This is a genomic window from Cupriavidus sp. 21MJTG02-4 (genome assembly GCF_057798975.1).
Window position 1 is genome coordinate 205,969 of record NZ_JBYOJP010000002.1, and the last position, 19,258, is coordinate 225,226.

A 19,258-nucleotide genomic window follows, 5' to 3' on the forward strand; every position below is an offset into this window, starting at 1 on the left:
GGTTCTGGCTTCAGGGCTGGCGCGGATCCGCGGGTTTCACTGGCGGGTCAGGAACATCGCGTCGCCGTAGCTGAAGAAACGATAGCGCGCCTCGACCGCGTGGCGGTAGGCGGCGCGGATGGCTTGCACGCCGGCCAGCGCCGACACCAGCATCAGCAGCGTCGACTTGGGCAGGTGGAAGTTGGTGATCAGGGCATCGACCAGGCGGAACTGGTAGCCCGGCGTGATGAAGATATCGGTGTCGCCGCTGCCGGCGTCCAGTGTGCCGTCGGGCATCGCGGCTGATTCGAGCGCGCGCAGCGAGGTCGTGCCCACCGCAATGACGCGCCCGCCGCGCGCGCGCGTTTCGCGCACGGCGTCGGCCAGTTCCGGCGAGATGGCGTACCACTCCGAGTGCATCTTGTGTTCGGCGATATTCTCGGTGCGTACCGGCTGGAAGGTGCCGGCGCCGACGTGCAACGTCAGGAACGCGCGGCGCACGCCGGCGGCGTCGAGCCGGGCAAACAGCGCATCGTCGAAATGCAGCCCGGCGGTCGGTGCGGCCACGGCGCCCGGGTTGCGCGCATAGACGGTTTGGTAGCGCGTTTCGTCGTAGGCGTCCGGGTCGTGCGTGATGTATGGCGGCAGCGGCAGGCGTCCATACTGCTCGATCAGGTCCAGCGCGGGTGCGGGGAAGCGCAGCGTGAAGAACTGGTCGACGCGCGGGCCGACCGTGACGGCGAAGGCGTCGTCCGCCAGGTGCAGCTGGCTGCCCTCGGGCGGTGTCTTGGACGCGCGCACCTGGGCCAGCACGGTGTGGGAATCCAGCACCCGCTCCACCAGCACCTCGACCTTGCCGCCGCTACGCTTGTGGCCGAAGAAGCGCGCCTTGATCACGCGCGTGTCATTGAAGACCAGCAGGTCGTCGGGCCGCAGGTATTCGGTGATCTCGCTGAACGCGCGGTCGACCAGCCGGACAGCGTCGGGCTGCTCGCCCGGCGCCAGGCGCTCGACGACCAGCAGCCGGCTGGCGCTGCGGTCGGGCAGGGCGCTTTGGGCAATCAGTTCGGGCGGCAGCGGGAAATCGAAATCGGACAGCGTCAGCATGAGGAAACGGCAAGACCCGGCCAGGCGCTGTACGCAGCGTACGGAGCGGCAACCGGGATAGGTACAATCGGCGAATCCGATATTGTAAGGCTTGGGCGCCAGGCGCCGCCCGGCCCTGTGTGATACCCCTTATTTCTCCGCCTGCCCGACTGCCGATGCCCGGAACCGCCACCGAACCGACCCAGGACAAAGCCGCAGCCCCTGACTCAGCGCCGTCTGCAAGGGGCAAGGCCGCGGGCAAGGACAGCAAGCCGTCGTCCGCGGTCGCGCGGCTGGCCAAGATGGGCCTGCGGCGCAGCGTCGACCTGGTGCTGCACCTGCCGATGCGCTACGAGGACGAGACCACGCTGATGCCGATCGCCGAGGCGATCCGCCGCTCGGGTCTCGGTCAGGCCGCGCAGGTCGAGGGCGAGGTCATTTCCAACGAGGTCACCTTCCGTCCGCGCCGCCAGCTCGTCGTGAAGATCGCCGATGAAAGCGGCGAGCTGACGCTGCGGTTCCTGAATTTCTACGGCAGCCAGACCAAGCAGATGGAGGAAGGCGTGCGCCTGCGCGTGCGCGGCGAAGTCCGGGGCGGCTTCTTCGGTGCCGAGATGGTGCACCCGACGGTGCGCCCGGTCGCGCCCGACGAGGCCTTGCCGGACCGGCTCACGCCGGTCTATCCGGCTACGGCCGGTATTTCGCAGGCCTATCTGCGCAAGGCGATTTCCGGCGCGTTGACGCGCACGCCCATGCCGGAAACACTGCCCGCGGCCGTGCTGAAGGGGCCGCTCGCCAAGCTGAAGCTGCGCCCGCTCGCCGAATGCCTGCGCCTGCTGCACACGCCGCCACCGCAGGAAAGCGAGGCGGCGCTGGCCGACCGTTCGCATCCGGCCTGGCTGCGCATCAAGTTCGACGAACTGCTGGCCCAGCAGATCTCGCTGCGGCGTGCCCATGAGGCCCGGCGCGAAAAGAATGCACCGTCCATGCCGCGACGGGAGGGCGGCCTGCTGACGCAGTTCCTGGCCGCACTGCCGTTCCGCCTGACCGGCGCGCAGCAGCGCGTGGTCGAGGAAATCGCGGCCGACATGACCGCGCAGCACCCGATGCACCGCCTGCTGCAGGGCGACGTGGGCAGCGGCAAGACCATCGTGGCGGCGCTGGCGGCGTGCCAGGCGATCGACGCCGGCTACCAGGCCGCGATCATGGCGCCGACCGAAATCCTGGCCGAGCAGCACTACCGCAAGCTGTCGGCGTGGCTGGAACCGCTCGGCGTGCCGGTGGTGTGGCTGGCCGGCAGCCTCAAGGCGCGCGACAAGCGCGCGGCCGTGGCGCGCGTGGAATCGGGCGAGGCCCGGCTGGCGATCGGCACGCATGCGCTGATCCAGGACACCGTGCGCTTCGCCAAACTCGGCCTGTCGGTGGTGGACGAGCAGCACCGCTTCGGCGTGGCGCAGCGGCTGGCGCTGCGCGGCAAGGCCGCCGGCGCCGAGCCGGCATCGGATGTGGCTCCGGATACGGCCCCGGTCGGGCCGGAAACCGTGCCGCACCAGCTCATGATGTCGGCCACGCCGATCCCGCGCACGCTGGCCATGACGTACTACGCGGACCTCGATGTGTCGGTGATCGACGAACTGCCGCCGGGCCGCACGCCGATCGTCACGCGGCTGGTCAACGACGAGCGCCGCGACGAGGTCATCGAGCGCATTCACCATGCGGCCGCCGAGGGCCGGCAAGTCTACTGGGTCTGCCCGCTGATCGAGGAAAGCGAGGCGATGCAGCTGCAGACCGCCGTGGAGACCTACGAAACGCTGGTTGCCGCCTTGCCGGACCTGCGCGTCGGGCTGGTCCACGGCCGCCTGCCGCCGGCCGAGAAGGCGTCCGTGATGGACGATTTCAGCGCCAACCGCCTGCAGGTGCTGGTGGCCACCACCGTGATCGAAGTCGGCGTGGACGTGCCCAACGCCTCGCTGATGGTGATCGAGCATGCCGAGCGCTTCGGGCTGGCGCAGCTGCACCAGTTGCGCGGGCGGGTGGGGCGGGGCACCGCCGAGTCGGTCTGCCTGCTGATGTACCAGGCGCCGCTGTCGCCCACCGCGCGCGAGCGGCTGGCGACCATGCGAGAGACCACCGATGGCTTCGAGATCGCCCGGCGCGACCTGGATATCCGCGGACCGGGCGAATTCCTTGGCGCGCGCCAGTCGGGCGAAGCCATGCTGCGCTTTGCCGACCTGAACACCGATGCCTGGCTGGTCGAGTACGCGCAGGAAGCCGCGCAGCTCATGCTGACGCAGTTTCCGGAGGCCGTGGAGGCCCATCTGTCACGCTGGCTCGGGGGCCGCGAGCATTACCTGAAGGCCTGAAAACGGGGCAAACTTCGCGTTTTGGTGTCCCATGCGCCGCATTCGCGCACTGTTCTGACAGATTGCGGAATCGAAGGTAAAATCTATCGCCTATCGAAAATTGATAAGTCATGACGCTCACCGAACTGAAGTACATCGTCGCCGTGGCGCGGGAGCGCCATTTCGGCCGTGCTGCCGAGGCCTGCTTCGTGTCGCAGCCGACCCTGTCGGTGGCGATCAAGAAGCTGGAAGACGAACTCAACGTGCAGATCTTCGAGCGCGGCACGTCCGAGGTCTCCGTGACCTCCGTGGGCGAGCAGATCGTGGCCCAGGCCCAGCGCGTGCTCGAACAGACCATGGCCATCCGCGAGATCGCCAAGCAGGGGAAGGATCCGCTGGCCGGTCCGCTGCGCGTGGGCGTGATCTACACCATCGGGCCCTACCTGCTGCCGTCGCTGGTCAAGCAGATGATCGGGGCCGTGCCGCAAATGCCGCTGATGCTGCAGGAGAACTACACGGTCAAGCTGATCGAGCTGCTCAAGCAGGGCGAGATCGACTGCGCCATCATGGCCGAGCCGTTTGCCGACTCCGGCCTCACGGTGCGCCCGCTCTATGACGAACCGTTCGTCGTCGCGGTGCCGCGCGGGCACCAGCTTGCCGAGGTCAGCCACGTCGATCCGGACGAGCTGAAGCAGCAGACCATGCTGCTGCTCGGCAGCGGCCACTGCTTCCGCGACCACGTGCTGGGGGTCTGCCCGGAGCTGTCGCGCTTCTCGCAGGCTTCCGACGGCATCCAGAAGACCTTTGAAGGCTCGTCGCTCGAAACCATCCGCCATATGGTTGCCAGCGGCGTCGGCATTACCGTGCTGCCGCGCACCTCGGTGCCGGACATGAAGGCCAAGGGCGATATGCTGGCCTACGTGCCGTTCGCCGAGCCGGTGCCGGACCGCCGCGTGGTGCTGGCCTGGCGCAAGAGCTTCACCCGCCTGCCCGCCATGGAAGCGCTGGCGAGCGCGGTGGCGGCGTGCGATTTGCCGGGCGTGCGCAGGCTCAATGCCAAGGAATTGGCCGAGGCCGCCTGAGTTTTTTCTGTACGTCGTGAATCAATGGCCGCCATGAGCGGCCGTTTTTGTTTTTCGACTGCGGCGCGCTGGCTCGGGGTTTGTCCCGGCTTGCGCGGTAGTGCAATAATGTCGGGGCTATGCCGCTCGGCCAGGTTCGGCTCAGCCGTGTGGCAATCCTCGTGCTTTCCCAGAATGGAGCGTACCTACCATGGCAAAGAAGAATGAGATGAGCGTGAACATCGGCATCTCCGACAAGGACCGCAAGAAGATCGCGGAAGGCCTGTCCAAGCTGCTGGCTGACACTTACACCCTCTACCTCAAGACCCACAACTTCCATTGGAACGTGACGGGCCCCATGTTCAACACGCTGCATCTGATGTTCGAGACGCAGTACACCGAGCTGGCCCTGGCCGTGGACTCGATCGCCGAGCGCATCCGCGCGCTGGGCTACCCGGCTCCGGGCACCTACAAGGAATATGCGCGCCTGTCGTCAATTCAGGAAGAAGACGGCGTGCCCGAAGCCACCGAGATGATCCGCAAGCTGGTTGAAGGCCAGGAGTCCGTGATCCGCACCGCGCGCTCGATCTTCCCGCTGGTCGACGCCGCCAGCGATGAACCGTCGGCCGACCTGCTGACGCAGCGCATGCAGACGCACGAGAAGACGGCGTGGATGCTGCGCTCGATGCTGGCCTGATCGTCGCCTGACTGCCATGCCGGCACGACGCGCCGCAACCGTCCTGGCTGCGGCGCGTTTTTGTTCTGAGCGTCACTGCGCTCCCTGTCTTTCTGATTCCTTCCGTCCCCGCTGCTGCCGTGCTGATTTCCTGTCCCCGAGCTCCCATGTCTGAACGCCTTGCCCTCTATGCGCGCCTGGTGCGCATCGACAAGCCCATCGGCACGCTGCTGTTGCTGTGGCCCACGTTGTGGGCACTGTGGATGGCTGCCGGCGGGCCGCCGGCGCTGGGCGTGTTCTGCATCTTCTTTGCCGGCACGTTCCTGATGCGTTCGGCGGGCTGCGCCATCAACGACTACGCCGACCGCGACTTCGACAAGCACGTCAAGCGCACCAAGGAACGGCCGCTGACGGCGGGCAAGATTGCCGCGTGGGAAGCGCTGGCGGTGGCGGCGGTGCTGGCGCTGGCCGCATTCGCACTGATCCTGCCGCTGAACAGCCTCACCAAATGGCTGGCCGTGGTGGCCGCCGTAGTGGCCGGGACCTATCCGTTCTTCAAGCGCTTCTTTGCGATTCCGCAGGCTTACCTGGGTATCGCTTTTGGATTTGGCATTCCGATGGCGTTTGCCGCCGTGCAGGATCAGGTGCCGCTGGTGGCGTGGGTAATGCTGCTGGCCAATGTGTTCTGGGCGGTCGCCTATGACACGGCGTATGCGATGGTGGATCGCGACGATGACCTGCTGATCGGCATCAAGACATCAGCCATTACGTTCGGCCGTTTCGATGTGGCCGCGATCATGGTCTGCTATGCGGTCTTTTTGGGGCTGATGGCGTGGGCAGGTGCGATGCTGTCGCTGGGATGGCCTTATTGGGCAGGCCTTGTCGCAGCGGCGATTTGCGCTGGCTATCACTACACCCTGATTCGCGACCGCGATCGCATGCGCTGTTTTGCAGCGTTCCGCCACAACAACTGGCTGGGTGCGTGCGTGTTTGCCGGAACGGCGCTGGCCTACGCGATGCGCTAGGATTTCTCCCCTCTCCCATAAATGGGAGAGGGGAGCCGGGCTGCGGTATGCGCAAGCCGGTGATATCGGGTAGAGCGCTCGCTCAATCCTTCCCGAACTCTTCCCCCATCTCTTTCCCACGCGCCGCCGCCGCGTGCATGGCTCGCACGAACGCATCGGCAATGCCCGCGCTCTGCATGGCCGTCACCGCGGCATACGTCGTACCGCCCTTGGACGTCACGCGCTCGCGCAATGTGGACACCGCTTCCGGCGACTCGCCAGCCAGCGTGGCTGCACCAAGGAACGTCTGCACCGCCAGTTCACGGCCTTGCTGCGCGCTAAGGCCGAGTTCCGTAGCGGCACGTTCCATCGCTTCGATAAAGAAGAACACATAGGCCGGCCCGCTGCCGGAAATAGCCGTGACGGCATCGATCTGATCATCGCCATCGACCCACGCGCACTTGCCCACGGCTTCAGCCACCGCGGTGGCGATGGCGCGGTCCTGCGCCGACAAGCCGGCGGGTGACGCCAGGCCCGTCATGCCCATGCCCGACAACGCGGGCGTGTTCGGCATGGCGCGCACCAGCCGCGACCGGCCGCCCAGCCAGCGTTGCATGTCCTGCAGGCGGATGCCGGCGGCGACGCTGATCACCAGGTTGCCGGCACCGGTCGCGGGCAGGTGCGGCAGCAGGCTGGCCGCGGCTTCGCGGAATTGCTGCGGCTTGACGGCCAGTACCAGTACGTCTGACGCGCCGAAGGCCGCATCCGGCGCACCGGACGCATGCACGCCAAGGTCGCGCACCAGGCGCTGCCGGGCGTCGGGGAACGGGTCGACCACGCGGATCGATCCGGCCGGCACGCCGCGCGCGATCAGGCCGCCGATCAGGGCGGTGGCCATGTTGCCACCACCAAGGAAGCCGAAGGTCAGGGTTTCGAGCATGTCAGTCTCTGGCTGGAATTGAATGGGGGAATTCGGTCGCGATGCTCATGCGCGCGCGCCGAAGATAGCGGTGCCGATACGCACGATGGTGGCGCCTTCGGCGATGGCGGCATCCATGTCGCCCGACATGCCCATCGACAGGGTATCGAGCGGCAGGCCTGCCGCTTGCAGCGACTGCAACAGGCCGTGCATCGCGGCGAACGGTCGGCGCTGCGCGACCAGGTCGATCGCGGGCTCGGGAATTGCCATCAGCCCGCGCAGGCGAAGCCCCGGCAGCGCGGCCACCGCGCGCGCCAGTTCCGGCACGTCTTCCGGGGCGACGCCGCTCTTGCTGGCTTCATGGCTGATATTCACCTGGATGCAGACCTGCAGCGGCGCCATGCCGGCCGGGCGCTGCTCCGACAACCGCTGCGCGATCTTGAGGCGGTCGATCGCATGCACCCAGTCGAAATGCTCGGCCACCAGCCGCGTCTTGTTGCTTTGCAGCGGCCCGATGAAATGCCACGCGACCTGGCTGCGCAGGTCGGCCAGCGCCACGATCTTTTCCACGCCTTCCTGCACGTAGTTTTCGCCAAAAGCGCGCTGTCCGGCGTCGAATGCCTCGCGCACGATGCCGGGCGCGACGGTCTTGGAAACCGCCAGCAAGGCCACGTCTTCAGGGACTCTTCCGGCTTGTTGTGCCGCCGCCGCGACGCCACGGTGCACAGCTTGCAAGTTGGCGGCAATTACAGACATAATCCGGCGGACATACAGAAGAAGTAAAAAGAAGTACGAAAAGTACAGACAATTAATCGGGTGGGGTCATTATAGATGGACATCGCGCAGCTATTGGCTTTCGCAGTCAAGAACAAGGCGTCCGATCTACACCTGTCGGCGGACATGCCGCCGATGGTGCGTATTCACGGCGACATGCGGCGCATCAACGTCGCCGCCATGGCGCACAAGGATGTCCACGCCATGGTGTACGACATCATGAGCGACTCCCAGCGCAAGAGCTACGAAGAACGGCTGGAGATCGATTTCTCGTTTGAAATCGCCGGCCTGTCGCGTTTCCGGGTCAATGCCTACAACACGCAGCGCGGCGCGGCTGCGGTGTTCCGTACGATTCCCTCCAAGGTTCTCACGCTCGAAGAGCTGCGCGCGCCGGCGGTGTTCGCCGACCTGTGCATGAAGCCGCGTGGCCTGGTGCTGGTGACGGGGCCGACCGGCTCGGGTAAGTCGACCACGCTGGCGGCGATGGTGGACCACCGCAACGACAACGACATGGGCCACATCCTCACGGTGGAGGACCCGATCGAATTCGTTCACCAGTCCAAGAAAAGCCTGATCAACCAGCGCGAACTTGGCCCGCATACGCACTCGTTCGCCAACGCGTTGCGCTCGGCACTGCGTGAGGATCCGGACGTGGTGCTGGTCGGCGAATTGCGCGATCTCGAAACCATCCGCCTGGCGCTGACCGCGGCCGAAACCGGCCACCTGGTCTTCGGCACGCTGCACACCAGCTCCGCGGCCAAGACCATCGACCGCGTGGTCGACGTGTTCCCGCCTGAAGAGAAGGACATGGTGCGCACCATGCTGTCCGAATCGCTGGAGGCCGTGATCTCGCAGACGCTGCTGAAGACGCGTGACGGCAACGGCCGCACCGCCGCGCACGAAATCATGATCGCCACGCCGGCGATCCGCCACCTGATCCGCGAGAACAAGATCGCGCAGATGTACTCGATGATGCAGACCAGCAGCGGGCTGGGCATGCAGACCCTGGACCAGTGCCTGTCGGACCTGATCAAGCGCAGCATGATCAGCTACAGCGACGCACGGGCCATTGCCAAGAACCCCGACGCTTTCATGGGCTGAGGCCCGCGCCTCGCCCGCCGGCCGCGCCTCCGGGGCGGCCGCTTCTTCGCAGGACCATGCCATGCTCGACCGCGAATCCGCCGCCAAGTACATCAACGACCTGCTCGAGCTGATGGTGAGCAACCGCGGGTCGGACCTGTTCATCACCTCGGACTTTCCACCGGCCATCAAGGTCGACGGCAAGGTCACGCCGGTCTCGCAGCAGCCGCTCAACCCGACGCAGGCGCTGGGCCTGGTGCGCTCGATCATGAACGAACGCCAGGTCAAGGAGTTCGACGACACCCGCGAGTGCAACTTCGCCATCTCGGCGCCCAAGGCCGGGCGCTTCCGCGTCTCGGCATTCATCCAGCAGGGCAAGGCCGGCATGGTGGTGCGCACCATCAACACGCGCATTCCGTCGGTGGCGGACCTGGACCTGCCGCCGACGCTGCATGAGATCGTCATGTCCAAGCGCGGCCTGGTGATCGTCACCGGCGCCACGGGTTCGGGCAAGTCGACCACGCTGGCGGCGATGCTCGACCACCGCAATGCGCATTCCTACGGCCACATCATCACGATCGAGGACCCGATCGAATACGTGCACGCGCACCAGAACTGCGTCGTCACGCAGCGCGAGGTCGGCATCGATACCGAGTCCTGGCACATCGCGCTGAAGAACACGCTGCGCCAGGCGCCCGACGTGATCCTGATCGGCGAAATCCGCGATCGCGAGACCATGGAATACGCGATGCAGTACGCGGAAACCGGGCACCTGTGCCTGGCCACGCTGCACGCCAACAACGCCAACCAGGCCATCGACCGCATCGTCAACTTCTTCCCCGAGGAAAAGCGCCAGCAGTTGCTGATCGACCTGTCGCTGAACCTGAAGGGCATGATCTCGCAGCGCTTGCTGCCGCGTGCCGGGCGCAAGGGACGCGTGCCGGCGGTCGAGATCATGATCGGCACGCCGCTGGTGGCCGACCTGATCTTCAAGGGCGAGATCCACGAACTCAAGGAAGTGATCAAGAAATCGCGCGAGCAGGGCATGATCTCCTTCGACCAGGCATTGTTCGACCTGCACGAAAGCGGCAAGATCACGTACGAGGACGCGCTGCGCAATGCCGATTCGCTCAATGACCTGCGGCTGATGATCAAGCTGCACAGTGCCACCAGGAAGGACGCCGACCTGGGCGCCGGCACCGAACACCTGAACGTGATCTGATGCGCAGCGTGCAAGCGCCGGATCCAGGAGCCAAGTCGCCATGAGCAATGTCTACCAGTTCGAAGCCAACTCCCTCGCCGGGCAGCCGGTGCCGCTGTCGCAGTTCCGCGGCAAGGTGCTGCTGATCGTCAACACCGCCAGCGAGTGCGGCTTTACCCCGCAATATGCCGGCCTGCAGGCGCTGCACGATGCGTATGCCGCGCGCGGGCTCGAAGTGCTGGGCTTTCCGTGCAACCAGTTCGGCAAGCAGGAGCCCGGCGACGCGCAGCAGATCGGCCAGTTCTGCGAATCGCGCTTCAGCGTGACGTTCCCGATGTTCGCCAAGATCGACGTGAAGGGGCCCGACGCGCATCCGCTCTACCAGTGGCTGACCAGCGAGAAGCGCGGCGTGCTCGGCACGCAGGCCATCAAGTGGAATTTCACCAAGTTCCTGCTGCGCCGCGACGGCACGGTCTACAAGCGCTACGGGTCGATGACCAAGCCGGAAGAGATCCGCGCGGACATCGAGACGCTGATCGCCGATCCTGCCGCCTGAGGCTTAGGCTCCGCTGGCCCGTACCGCGCGCAGGAAGCCATTGAGCGAGCGGTCCGGCGTTTCGTGGAAACGGTCGTCGAGCATGCTGATCGCGCGGCAGCGGTCCAGGCGAAAGCTGCGGTAGTCGGTGCGCGTCGTGCACCATGCCGCCAGCAGCCACGCATTGCCCCAGAAGAACAATCCCAGCGGCTGCACCACGCGTTCGGTGACGCGCTGCTCCGCATCGCAATAGTCGAGCAGCAGCAGCTTTTGCGCGCCCAGCGCACCATGCACGACATCGAACGCCTCGCGCACCTGCGCGCGGTTGACGTACTCGGGGGCGAACACGCGGCTTTGCTGCGCGGCCAGCCGGCGCGGCGGCGGCAGCGCGGCCATCAGTTTTTCCAGCGCCGGATCGGCCGCGGCCGCCAGCGCGCCGCCGCCCCAGGCCTTGAGCAGGCGCAGGCCGGCTACCAGCGCTTCGACTTCGAGAGCAGTGAACATCAGCGGCGGGACATCGAAATCGGCGCGTAGCCGGTAGCCGATGCCGGCCTCACCCTCGACCGGCACGCCTGACAGCGACAGCGCCTGGATATCGCGGTAGACCGTGCGCTCGGACACGCCGAGCCGCTGCGCGAGCAGCGCCGCCGTGGTCAAGCGGCGGCCGCGCAGGATCTGGACGATCTGGAACAGGCGGTCGGCGCGGCGGCTCATCGGTTCTCCGGCGCGGCCTCAGCCCGCGATCGGCTCGTGCAGGCCGATGCGGTTGCCTTCGCTGTCGGCGATATGCGCGATACGGCCGATGTCGCCGGGCAGCTGCAGCGGGCCGAACACGGTCTTGCCGCCGGCATGGGCCACGCGCTGGAGCAGGGCGTCGAGCCCCGGCGCATGCAGGTAGGGCACCGGGCCATAGTGCTGGCTGGGCCGGTAGCCTTCGCCGGCTACCAGCGCGCCGCCGGGGTCGGGATTCGGGAACACCGCCATGTCGACCTGGCTCATGGTTTCGCGGCGAAGCGTCGTTTCGAACACCTGCTCGTAGAAGTGAATCGCACGCTTCATATCGTCGACGGGGATCTCAAGCCAGTTGATCAGGCCATTGCTCATGATGGACTCCTGGGTCACGGGGAAAGGAGTCCGCATCATGCGCGCGGGCTGCTGACAGCGTCCTGTCAGGAGCCTGGCAGCAGGGTCAGTGCGGCATCCACGCCGCCAGCACCGGCACCATGATGGCGGTCAGCACGCCATTCAGGCCCATGCCCAGCGCGGCGAACGCGCCGGCCTCCTGGTTCACCTGGAACGCGCGCGCGGTGCCGATGCCATGCGCCGCCACGCCGGTGGCGAAGCCGCGCACGGTGTAGTCGCGGATGCGCAGCAGGTTCAGCAGGCTGGTCGCGCTGACGGCGCCGATGATGCCGGTGGCCATCACCAGCACGGCGGTGAGCGATGGCAGGCCGCCGATCTTCTCGGCCACGCCCATCGCGATCGGGATCGTCACCGACTTCGGCGCGAGCGACAGCACCGTCTCGCGCGAGGCGCCGAGCATCCAGGCGATGCCAACGGCCGATACCACGGCCACCAGCGATCCGGCCACCAGCCCGATCAGCAGCGGGAACACGTGCGTGCGCAGCTTGGGCAGTTGCAGGTAGAGCGGCACGGCAAGCGCCACGGTGGCGGGGCCGAGCAGGAAGTGCACGAACTGCGCGCCGTCGAAGTAGGTCTTGTACGGCGTGCCGGTAACGGTCAGCACGGTGACCAGTAGCGCGACGGCGATCATCACCGGATTCGCGAGCGGCGAGAAGCGCGAGCGCTCATAGATGCGGAACGCGAAGACGTAGGCCAGCAGCGTGGCGGTCAGCCCCACCAGCGGGCTCGCGGCCAGGTAGACCCAGATCTCGTTGAGGCGGGGCGTCATCATGCCTGTTCTCCGCTGTGGTCCGCGGCCTGCGGCACCGGTTCGGCGGGCTTGCGCATCAGCATGCGCGTGACCACGGCGGTGGTGGCGATGGCCAGCCACGTCGATACCACCAGCGCGACCAGGATCGGAAACCATTCGCCTTCGATGCGGCTGGCATGGACCATGATGCCGACGCCGGCCGGCACGAACAGCAGCGACAGGTGCTTGAGCAGTTCGCTGGTGGTGCCCTGGATGATGGGCAGCAGGCGGTCGTCGAAGACGAGCCAGCCGAACAGCAGGATCATGCCCAGCACGGGGCCGGGCACCGGCAGGTGCAGCGCGTAGCTGATCACCTCGCCGACGGATTGGAAAACCAGGAGGATGGCAAAGGTCTGGAGCATGGGGCGCGTTGTGAGTGATGCGGTTTCTTCCCTCTCCCGCAAGCGGGAGAGGGGCGACAACCACACCGCCCCGACGCGTGGCCGGGTGGCCGGGGATCAGCCCAGCATCTTGTCCACCAGTTCGATCCAGTGCATGACCGGCGTTTCGGTACCGCCTTGCAGGTGGGTGATGCAGCCGATATTGGCCGACACGATGGCTTCGGGCTGGGTCGCCTGCAGTTTGGCGAGCTTGTCGTCGCGCAGGCGGTAGGCCAGTTCCGGCTGCAGCACCGAATACGTGCCCGCCGAACCGCAGCACAGGTGGCTGTCAGCGCAGAGTTTGACTTCCACGCCGAGGCCGGTCAAGAGCGCTTCGACCTTGCCGCGAATCTGCTGGCCGTGCTGCAGCGTGCACGGCGGATGATAGGCCACGCGGCGGCCGTCGCGCGGTACCGCGCCGGCGAGCGCATGCAGCGGATCGGCAAAGTCGGGCAGGATCTCCGAGAGGTCGCGCGTGAGTGCCGAGACGCGGCGCGCGCGCTCGGCATACGTCGGGTCGTTGCGCAGCAGGTGGCCGTAGTCCTTCACCATCGCGCCGCAGCCCGATGCGGTCATGACGATCGCTTCCGCGCCTGCTTCGATATGCGGCCACCATGCATCGATATTGCGGCGCATATTGTCGAGGCCGCCATCGTGATCGCCAGTGTGGAAACGGATCGCGCCACAACAACCGGCTTCGCGCGCCACCACCAGTTGTACGCCGACACGATCGAACACGCGCGCCGTCGCGGCATTGATGTTGGGCGACATCGCAGGCTGCACGCAACCGTCGAGCAACAGCATCCTGCGCGCGTGCGCGGTGCGCGGCCATTGGCCGGGATCGGCGGTCTTGCTCAGTTCCGGCACCTTGCTGCGCAGCGTGGCCGGCAGCATCGGGCGCACCATCTGCCCGAGCTTCAGTGCCGTGCCGAACAGCGCCGGACGCGTCAGGCCTTCGCGCAGCACCCAGCGCGCCACGCGTTCGCGTGCGGGGCGGCGGATGCCGCGCGCTTCGAGCTGGTCGTCCACCACCTGCCGGCCGATATCGACCAGCCGCCCGTAGCGCACGCCAGACGGGCAGGTCGATTCACAGTTGCGGCAGGTCAGGCAGCGGTCCAGGTGCAGCCGCGTGCTTTCACTGACGGCATTGCCTTCCAGCACCTGCTTCATCAGGTAGATACGCCCGCGCGGGCCGTCGAGTTCGTCGCCGAGCAGTTGGTACGTCGGGCACGTGGCGGTGCAGAAGCCGCAATGCACGCATTTGCCGACGATGGACTTGGCTTCTTCGCCTTCGGGCGTATTGCGCAGAAAATCGGCCAGGGTCGTTTGCATGGTGTGGGGTGTGGTTGCCTTGGCGTTGAACGGGGCGCGCGGCTCAGAGGCCGGGGTACATGCGCTGCGGGTTGAAGATGCCGGCCGGGTCGAAGCTGGCCTTCAGCCGCGTGTGGATCGCGGCCAGCGGCGAGGCCAGTGGCGTGAACACGCCCGCCGACTTGTCGCCGTTGCGGAACAGCGTTGCATGGCCGCCGACCGCCTGCGCAATGCCGCGCACGAGTCCGGCATGGTTGCCGTCGGGGCCGGCATCGGGCAGCCACCAGCGCTGTCCGCCGCCCCATTCGACCAGTTGCGAGCCGGGCAGGTCCAGCGGCGCCGAGGTTGGCGGCACCGCCAGGCGCCACAACGCGCGTCCCTGCAGCGCCGGGGCGAAGAACGCATGCGTCTGCTCGCGCAGCGATTGCCAGAGGGCCACGCCTTCTTCCTGTCCGATGGCCTCGCCGCCGAGCCGTGCGCGTGCGGCCTGTACCGCGGCGGTGGCGCCGGACAGGCGCACATGCAGCACGCCTTCGTGCCACGCCGATGCCGCAATCGGCAACGGCTGGCCACCCCACTGGTTCAGGCGGTCGATGGCCTCGGCCTGGCTCATCGCGAAGCGCAGCGTGGCATCGCCGAACGGGATCGGCAGCACCTTGACGGAAACTTCCAGGATCAGCCCGAGCGTGCCGAGCGAGCCCGCCAGCAGCCGCGACACGTCATAGCCCGCGACGTTCTTCATGACCTGGCCGCCGAAGTTCATTACCTCGCCGTGGCCGTCCATCAGTTGCGCGCCGAGGACGAAATCGCGCAGCGCACCGACCGACTGCCGGCGCGGGCCGGACAGGCCGGCGGCCACGGCGCCGCCGAAGGTGGCTGCACTGGGCTGGCCCGCAGCCGCGAAGTGCGGCGGCTCGAAGGCCAGCATCTGGCGCTTTTCCGCGAGCGCGGCCTCGATCTCGGCCAGCGGCGTGCCGCAGCGCGCGGTGATGACCAGCTCGGCCGGATCGTATTCGACGATGCCGCGATGCGCGCGCGTATCCAGCAGCTGGCCGTCCATGGCCTGGCCGTAGAAGTCCTTGCTGCCGCCGCCGCGCAGGCGCAGCGGCGTGCGGGTCTCGGTGGCATGCCGCACGGCATCGCGGAAGGAGTCGAGAGTGGCTTGCATGTGGCTCCGGTTCGGTCAGGTATCTTTGCGGCGTCGGCCGGCGGGGCCGCCCGGGACCTCCGGGCGATCATTCTGGTATTCGGGCAACTCGCTGCCGCAATGCTTGCAGTACGCCGCGTCGGGGTCATGCCCTTCGGTCAGGCAGTGGGTGCAACTGCGCGTGGTGAGCGGGCGCTTCATGATGCTGGCCGCCAGCTCGGCGCCGACGATGCCGGTCGGGAAGGCGATGATGCCGTAGCCCAGCAGGATCGTCAGCGACGTAATGAACTGCCCCAGCGGCGTCTTGGGCACCATGTCGCCGAAGCCGGTGGTGGTCAGCGTCACCACGGCCCAGTACATGCTCACGGGAATGCTGGTAAAGCCATGCTGCGGGCCTTCCACCACATACATGATGGTGCCCAGGATCACGGTGATGATGAACACCGTGCCGAGGAACACGAAGATCTTGCGGCGGCTGTTGGCGAGCGCGCGGTACAGGATCTCGGCTTCCTCGAAGTACACCGTGAGCTTGAGGATCCGGAACACGCGCAGCAGGCGCAGCAGCCGCACGTCGATCAGGAACGCCAGCTCCGGCAGGAAGAACGCCAGCCACGTCGGCATGATCGAGATAAAGTCGATCACGCCGAAGAAGCTGAAGACATAGCGCAACGGCCGCCGCACCACCAGGATGCGCATCACGTACTCGGCCGTGAACAGCAGCGTGAACATCCATTCGAGCACGGTGAACAGGCGGCGCAGGTGCTCGTTCACGCCCTGCAGGCTGTCGACCATCACGATCAGCACGCTGGCGACAATGGCGAACAGCAGCGTGATATCGAACGCGCGCCCTTCGCGGGTGTCGGCCTCGAAGATGATCGTGTACCAGCGCTCGCGCCAGCCGGTTTCGGGCCGGCCCAGGCGCTGGCGCAGGGTCTCGTTGGTCTGGCGTGGCGGCATGGCTGGCGTGCCGTTCAGAAGCGGGGCAGGTCCGGGTGGGGCAGCAAGCCCTTCTTCACGTGCAGCTTGCCGTATTCGGCGCAGCGCGCGAGCGTGGGAATGGCCTTGTCCGGGTTCAGCAGGCGTGCCGGGTCGAACGCGGCCTTGACGCCGAAGAAGGCATCGCACTCGGCGCGCGAGAACTGCACGCACATCGAGTTGAGCTTCTCGACGCCCACGCCATGCTCGCCGGTGACCGTGCCGCCGAGTTCCACGCAGGCTTCCAGGATGTCGGAGCCGAACAGTTCCGCGCGGTGCCATTCGTCCTGGTCCGCGCCATCGAACAGGATCAGCGGATGCATATTGCCGTCGCCGGCATGGAACACGTTGATGCAGCGCAGCGCGTACTTGCGCTCCATTTCCTCGATGCGCCGCAGCAGCGTGCCGATGTGCTTGCGCGGGATGGTGCCGTCCATGCAGTAGTAGTCGGGCGAGATGCGCCCGGCTGCCGGGAACGCGTTCTTGCGTCCGCTCCAGAAGCGCAGGCGTTCGGCCTCGTTTTGCGACACCACGATGCGCGTGCAGCCGGAGGCGGTAAGTACGTCGCTCATGCGCTGGATTTCCTCCGCCACTTCCTCGGGCGTGCCGTCGGACTCGCACAGCAGGATGGCGGCGGCGTCGAGGTCGTAGCCCGCGTGCACGAATTCCTCCACGGCGGCCGTGGCGGGCTTGTCCATCATCTCCAGGCCGGCCGGAATGATGCCGGCCGCGATGATCGCGGCCACCGCGTTGCCGCCTTTCTCCACATCGTCGAAGCAGGCCATGATCACCTGCGCGAGTTGCGGCTTGGGGATCAGCCGCACGGTGACTTCGGTCACTACGCCGAGCATGCCTTCGGAGCCGATCATCGCGGCCAGCAGGTCAAGGCCTGGCGCGTCCGGCGCTTCGGAGCCGAACACCACGACCTCGCCTTCCATCGTCACCGCGCGCACGCGCAGCACGTTATGCACGGTCAGGCCGTACTTCAGGCAGTGCACGCCGCCGGAATTCTCGCTGACGTTGCCGCCGATGGTGCAGGCGATCTGCGAGGACGGGTCCGGCGCGTAGTACAGGTTATGCGGCGCGGCCGCGTCGGAGATGGCCAGGTTGCGCACGCCGGGCTGGACCACGGCGGTGCGCGAAAGCGGGTCCATCTTCAGGATGCGCTTGAACTTGGCCAGCGACAGCACCAGGCCTTCGGCGATCGGCATGGCGCCGCCGGACAGGCTGGTGCCGGCGCCGCGCGGCACCACCGGCACGCCCAGCTTGTGGCACAGGCGCAGGATCGCGCAGACCTGTTCCTCGGTATCGGGCAGGGCCACGGCCATCGGCACCTGTCGGTAGGCGGCCAGGCCATCGCACTCATAGGGAACGGTGTCTTCCGGTTTCCACAGCAGCGCGGCATCCGGAAGGATCTGCGCCAGGCCCGCCAGCAGCGCGCTGCGGCGGCCGTCGTCGGCGCCGTGACTGCCGGGGCTGGCGCTGGCGCTCAGTGGGGCTTCGTGCGGGGCATTCATGGCAACTCCTGTGGGGGCCTGTCGGCCAAGCCGGCGCGGGCCGGAGGGGACGGGTGACTATAGCGCAGCGCCTGCGCCGCGAGCGCATCGGGGTACGTGAATTCGGCGCGCCGGGCCGATCAAAAATGCTCATCATGCGGGCTGGCCGTGTCCGGGGATTAACGGCAATGAAAAGGCTATGCCCAATCGTGAGCCACAAACTATCCAAAGGGGGGCCACTCAGAGTTCAGCGATTTCGAAGGAGGTGGTCCCTACGAGCTTGGGCTTATGCCCGCAGGAAAACGCGTTTTTTGGTTACTTTTTGTCGCTCGGACAAAAAGTGACCCGCCGGCTACGCCGGCGGAACAGCAGCGCCCGCCAAGCACGACACCCCAGCCGCCCACTCCAACCCTAATCCCCGCAATCCAGTGAAGCCAGACAATTTGCAACAGTGCCCACGCGTCCTTACCAGTCCAGACTCAACAGCCAGTCAACAAAATACCGCGCCTCGGGCTTGAGCGGCGCATGTTCGCGCTCGACGATGTAATACCCATGCGGCGAGACCGATTCGACATCGAGCAGCCGCACCATCTGCCCCAGCGACAGCCAGTGCCGCGCCATGCGCTGGCGCACCAGCGCCACCCCCTGGTTCGAGGCGATCGCTTCCAGCATCAGGCCGATATCGTTGAACTGTGGGCCGGTCTGCGGCTCGGGCCAATCCAGCCCGGCAGTCTCGAACCACGGCTTCCAGGGCTCCAGCGGGCTGCGCAGCAGCACCAGGCCGTGCAGGTGCTCGGGCCTGGTGATGGCGCGGCCGTTGACGCGCTCGTAGTACTCGCGCCCGCAAGCCGGAAACACGGGTTCGACCAGCAGCCGGGTGGTCTTCAGGTCCGGGTAGCGGCCGGTGCCATAGCGGATCTCGACATCGCTGTCCTCGGCCTTCACGTCCAGGAACGGAATGGCCAGGTGCAGCTCGATATCGATATGCGGGTACAGCGCGCCGAATTCGGGCAGGCGCGGCACCAGGTGCTGGCGCCCGAAGGTCGGCGGGATCGCCACGCGCAGGCGCGTGCGCAGCTTGTTGTACTCGGGCCGCGCCAGTTCGTTGAGCGACTTGAGCGCGTCCTGCACGTTGCGCAGGTAGCGCGTGCCGGCCGCCGTCAGGCGCAGCGCGGCGTTGGAGCGCACGAACAGGTCTTCGCCCCAGAGTTCTTCCAGGTTCTTGATGCGGTGCGACACCGCGCTGGGCGTGACCGACAGCTCCTCGGCCGCGCGCGCGAAACTGCCCAGGCGCGCCGCGGCCTCGAAAGCGACCAGCAGGTGCAGCGGCGGAACGCGGTTGAACATCGATGCCATCCC

The 19,258-nt window shown here is 66.9% G+C and carries 19 protein-coding genes; 7 read left to right on the top strand and 12 right to left on the bottom strand.

Annotation, left to right across the window (positions count from 1 at the left end; all coding sequences use genetic code 11):
* Positions 1-36: 36 nt before the first annotated feature.
* Positions 37-1,086: a tRNA preQ1(34) S-adenosylmethionine ribosyltransferase-isomerase QueA gene (gene queA / locus AC3FKH_RS04195; protein ID WP_488673185.1), complete on the bottom strand. Its 1,050-nt coding sequence runs from the start codon at positions 1,084-1,086 to the stop codon at positions 37-39.
* Between the two features lie 155 nt (positions 1,087-1,241).
* Between queA and recG the strand changes: the two genes are divergently transcribed.
* The 4 genes from recG to ubiA all read left to right on the top strand — a co-directional run bounded on the left by recG (position 1,242) and on the right by ubiA (position 6,169).
* Positions 1,242-3,428: an ATP-dependent DNA helicase RecG gene (gene recG / locus AC3FKH_RS04200; RefSeq protein WP_488673186.1), complete on the top strand. Its 2,187-nt coding sequence runs from the start codon at positions 1,242-1,244 to the stop codon at positions 3,426-3,428.
* 110 nt (positions 3,429-3,538) lie between these two features.
* Positions 3,539-4,489 (top strand): LysR substrate-binding domain-containing protein, encoded by a 951-nt coding sequence (locus tag AC3FKH_RS04205; RefSeq protein ID WP_488673188.1) that lies wholly within the window; start codon positions 3,539-3,541, stop codon positions 4,487-4,489.
* A gap of 190 nt (positions 4,490-4,679) precedes the next feature.
* Positions 4,680-5,165, top strand: a complete 486-nt coding sequence (locus AC3FKH_RS04210) for a Dps family protein (protein WP_211945718.1) — start codon at positions 4,680-4,682, stop codon at positions 5,163-5,165.
* Between the two features lie 146 nt (positions 5,166-5,311).
* Positions 5,312-6,169 carry a 4-hydroxybenzoate octaprenyltransferase gene (gene ubiA / locus AC3FKH_RS04215; protein WP_488673189.1) on the top strand — a complete coding sequence of 286 codons (858 nt, stop codon included), beginning with the start codon at positions 5,312-5,314 and terminating at the stop codon, positions 6,167-6,169.
* An 82-nt stretch (positions 6,170-6,251) separates the two neighbouring features.
* Here the strand turns inward: ubiA and proC are convergent, their stop codons facing one another.
* Positions 6,252-7,088, bottom strand: a complete 837-nt coding sequence (proC, locus tag AC3FKH_RS04220) for a pyrroline-5-carboxylate reductase (RefSeq protein ID WP_488673191.1) — start codon at positions 7,086-7,088, stop codon at positions 6,252-6,254.
* Positions 7,089-7,133: 45 nt separating this feature from the next.
* Positions 7,134-7,823, bottom strand: a complete 690-nt coding sequence (locus tag AC3FKH_RS04225) for a YggS family pyridoxal phosphate-dependent enzyme (RefSeq protein ID WP_488673193.1) — start codon at positions 7,821-7,823, stop codon at positions 7,134-7,136.
* A 75-nt stretch (positions 7,824-7,898) separates the two neighbouring features.
* Here AC3FKH_RS04225 and AC3FKH_RS04230 point away from each other — a divergent pair, with 75 nt between their 5' ends.
* The 3 genes from AC3FKH_RS04230 to AC3FKH_RS04240 all read left to right on the top strand — a co-directional run bounded on the left by AC3FKH_RS04230 (position 7,899) and on the right by AC3FKH_RS04240 (position 10,678).
* The gene (locus AC3FKH_RS04230) at positions 7,899-8,942 is read left to right on the top strand and encodes a type IV pilus twitching motility protein PilT (protein ID WP_488673195.1); all 1,044 of its coding nucleotides are present in this window, start codon (positions 7,899-7,901) and stop codon (positions 8,940-8,942) included.
* Between the two features lie 61 nt (positions 8,943-9,003).
* Positions 9,004-10,143 (top strand): PilT/PilU family type 4a pilus ATPase, encoded by a 1,140-nt coding sequence (locus AC3FKH_RS04235; protein ID WP_483709203.1) that lies wholly within the window; start codon positions 9,004-9,006, stop codon positions 10,141-10,143.
* 40 nt (positions 10,144-10,183) lie between these two features.
* Positions 10,184-10,678, top strand: coding sequence for a glutathione peroxidase (locus AC3FKH_RS04240; protein ID WP_488673197.1), 495 nt, complete (start codon positions 10,184-10,186; stop codon positions 10,676-10,678).
* A gap of 3 nt (positions 10,679-10,681) precedes the next feature.
* Here AC3FKH_RS04240 and AC3FKH_RS04245 read toward each other — a convergent pair whose 3' ends face one another.
* The 9 genes from AC3FKH_RS04245 to AC3FKH_RS04285 form a co-directional block, all read right to left on the bottom strand.
* On the bottom strand, positions 10,682-11,371 hold the full coding sequence (locus AC3FKH_RS04245; RefSeq protein ID WP_488673198.1) for a helix-turn-helix transcriptional regulator: 690 nt from the start codon (positions 11,369-11,371) through the stop codon (positions 10,682-10,684).
* 18 nt (positions 11,372-11,389) lie between these two features.
* Positions 11,390-11,761 (bottom strand): VOC family protein, encoded by a 372-nt coding sequence (locus AC3FKH_RS04250; protein WP_211945710.1) that lies wholly within the window; start codon positions 11,759-11,761, stop codon positions 11,390-11,392.
* A gap of 85 nt (positions 11,762-11,846) precedes the next feature.
* The gene (locus AC3FKH_RS04255) at positions 11,847-12,572 is read right to left on the bottom strand and encodes an LrgB family protein (protein ID WP_488673200.1); all 726 of its coding nucleotides are present in this window, start codon (positions 12,570-12,572) and stop codon (positions 11,847-11,849) included.
* Complete coding sequence (locus AC3FKH_RS04260; protein ID WP_488673202.1) at positions 12,569-12,952, bottom strand: CidA/LrgA family protein; 384 nt, start codon at positions 12,950-12,952, stop codon at positions 12,569-12,571. The genes AC3FKH_RS04255 and AC3FKH_RS04260 overlap by 4 nt, the downstream gene beginning before the upstream one ends.
* 96 nt (positions 12,953-13,048) lie before the next feature.
* Positions 13,049-14,302 (bottom strand): glycolate oxidase subunit GlcF, encoded by a 1,254-nt coding sequence (glcF, locus tag AC3FKH_RS04265; RefSeq protein WP_488673204.1) that lies wholly within the window; start codon positions 14,300-14,302, stop codon positions 13,049-13,051.
* 43 nt (positions 14,303-14,345) lie between these two features.
* Positions 14,346-15,449 carry a glycolate oxidase subunit GlcE gene (glcE, locus tag AC3FKH_RS04270; protein ID WP_488673205.1) on the bottom strand — a complete coding sequence of 368 codons (1,104 nt, stop codon included), beginning with the start codon at positions 15,447-15,449 and terminating at the stop codon, positions 14,346-14,348.
* Positions 15,450-15,464: 15 nt separating this feature from the next.
* Entirely contained in the window at positions 15,465-16,385 is a 921-nt protein-coding gene (locus tag AC3FKH_RS04275) for an ion transporter (protein ID WP_488673207.1), read from the bottom strand.
* A 14-nt stretch (positions 16,386-16,399) separates the two neighbouring features.
* Positions 16,400-17,920, bottom strand: coding sequence for an FAD-linked oxidase C-terminal domain-containing protein (locus tag AC3FKH_RS04280; protein ID WP_488673209.1), 1,521 nt, complete (start codon positions 17,918-17,920; stop codon positions 16,400-16,402).
* A 444-nt stretch (positions 17,921-18,364) separates the two neighbouring features.
* Positions 18,365-19,255, bottom strand: a complete 891-nt coding sequence (locus AC3FKH_RS04285) for a LysR substrate-binding domain-containing protein (RefSeq protein ID WP_211945704.1) — start codon at positions 19,253-19,255, stop codon at positions 18,365-18,367.
* Between the last annotated feature and the right edge of the window lie 3 nt (positions 19,256-19,258).

What these genes read in the sequence shown, in the direction of transcription:
- queA (WP_488673185.1), bottom strand. Translation starts at nt 1,086, where the DNA reads ATGCTGACGCTGTCCGATTTCGATTTCCCGCTGCCGCCCGAACTGATT.
- recG (WP_488673186.1), top strand. Translation starts at nt 1,242, where the DNA reads ATGCCCGGAACCGCCACCGAACCGACCCAGGACAAAGCCGCAGCCCCT.
- AC3FKH_RS04205 (WP_488673188.1), top strand. Translation starts at nt 3,539, where the DNA reads ATGACGCTCACCGAACTGAAGTACATCGTCGCCGTGGCGCGGGAGCGC.
- AC3FKH_RS04210 (WP_211945718.1), top strand. Translation starts at nt 4,680, where the DNA reads ATGGCAAAGAAGAATGAGATGAGCGTGAACATCGGCATCTCCGACAAG.
- ubiA (WP_488673189.1), top strand. Translation starts at nt 5,312, where the DNA reads ATGTCTGAACGCCTTGCCCTCTATGCGCGCCTGGTGCGCATCGACAAG.
- proC (WP_488673191.1), bottom strand. Translation starts at nt 7,088, where the DNA reads ATGCTCGAAACCCTGACCTTCGGCTTCCTTGGTGGTGGCAACATGGCC.
- AC3FKH_RS04225 (WP_488673193.1), bottom strand. Translation starts at nt 7,823, where the DNA reads ATGTCTGTAATTGCCGCCAACTTGCAAGCTGTGCACCGTGGCGTCGCG.
- AC3FKH_RS04230 (WP_488673195.1), top strand. Translation starts at nt 7,899, where the DNA reads ATGGACATCGCGCAGCTATTGGCTTTCGCAGTCAAGAACAAGGCGTCC.
- AC3FKH_RS04235 (WP_483709203.1), top strand. Translation starts at nt 9,004, where the DNA reads ATGCTCGACCGCGAATCCGCCGCCAAGTACATCAACGACCTGCTCGAG.
- AC3FKH_RS04240 (WP_488673197.1), top strand. Translation starts at nt 10,184, where the DNA reads ATGAGCAATGTCTACCAGTTCGAAGCCAACTCCCTCGCCGGGCAGCCG.
- AC3FKH_RS04245 (WP_488673198.1), bottom strand. Translation starts at nt 11,371, where the DNA reads ATGAGCCGCCGCGCCGACCGCCTGTTCCAGATCGTCCAGATCCTGCGC.
- AC3FKH_RS04250 (WP_211945710.1), bottom strand. Translation starts at nt 11,761, where the DNA reads ATGAGCAATGGCCTGATCAACTGGCTTGAGATCCCCGTCGACGATATG.
- AC3FKH_RS04255 (WP_488673200.1), bottom strand. Translation starts at nt 12,572, where the DNA reads ATGATGACGCCCCGCCTCAACGAGATCTGGGTCTACCTGGCCGCGAGC.
- AC3FKH_RS04260 (WP_488673202.1), bottom strand. Translation starts at nt 12,952, where the DNA reads ATGCTCCAGACCTTTGCCATCCTCCTGGTTTTCCAATCCGTCGGCGAG.
- glcF (WP_488673204.1), bottom strand. Translation starts at nt 14,302, where the DNA reads ATGCAAACGACCCTGGCCGATTTTCTGCGCAATACGCCCGAAGGCGAA.
- glcE (WP_488673205.1), bottom strand. Translation starts at nt 15,449, where the DNA reads ATGCAAGCCACTCTCGACTCCTTCCGCGATGCCGTGCGGCATGCCACC.
- AC3FKH_RS04275 (WP_488673207.1), bottom strand. Translation starts at nt 16,385, where the DNA reads ATGCCGCCACGCCAGACCAACGAGACCCTGCGCCAGCGCCTGGGCCGG.
- AC3FKH_RS04280 (WP_488673209.1), bottom strand. Translation starts at nt 17,920, where the DNA reads ATGAATGCCCCGCACGAAGCCCCACTGAGCGCCAGCGCCAGCCCCGGC.
- AC3FKH_RS04285 (WP_211945704.1), bottom strand. Translation starts at nt 19,255, where the DNA reads ATGGCATCGATGTTCAACCGCGTTCCGCCGCTGCACCTGCTGGTCGCT.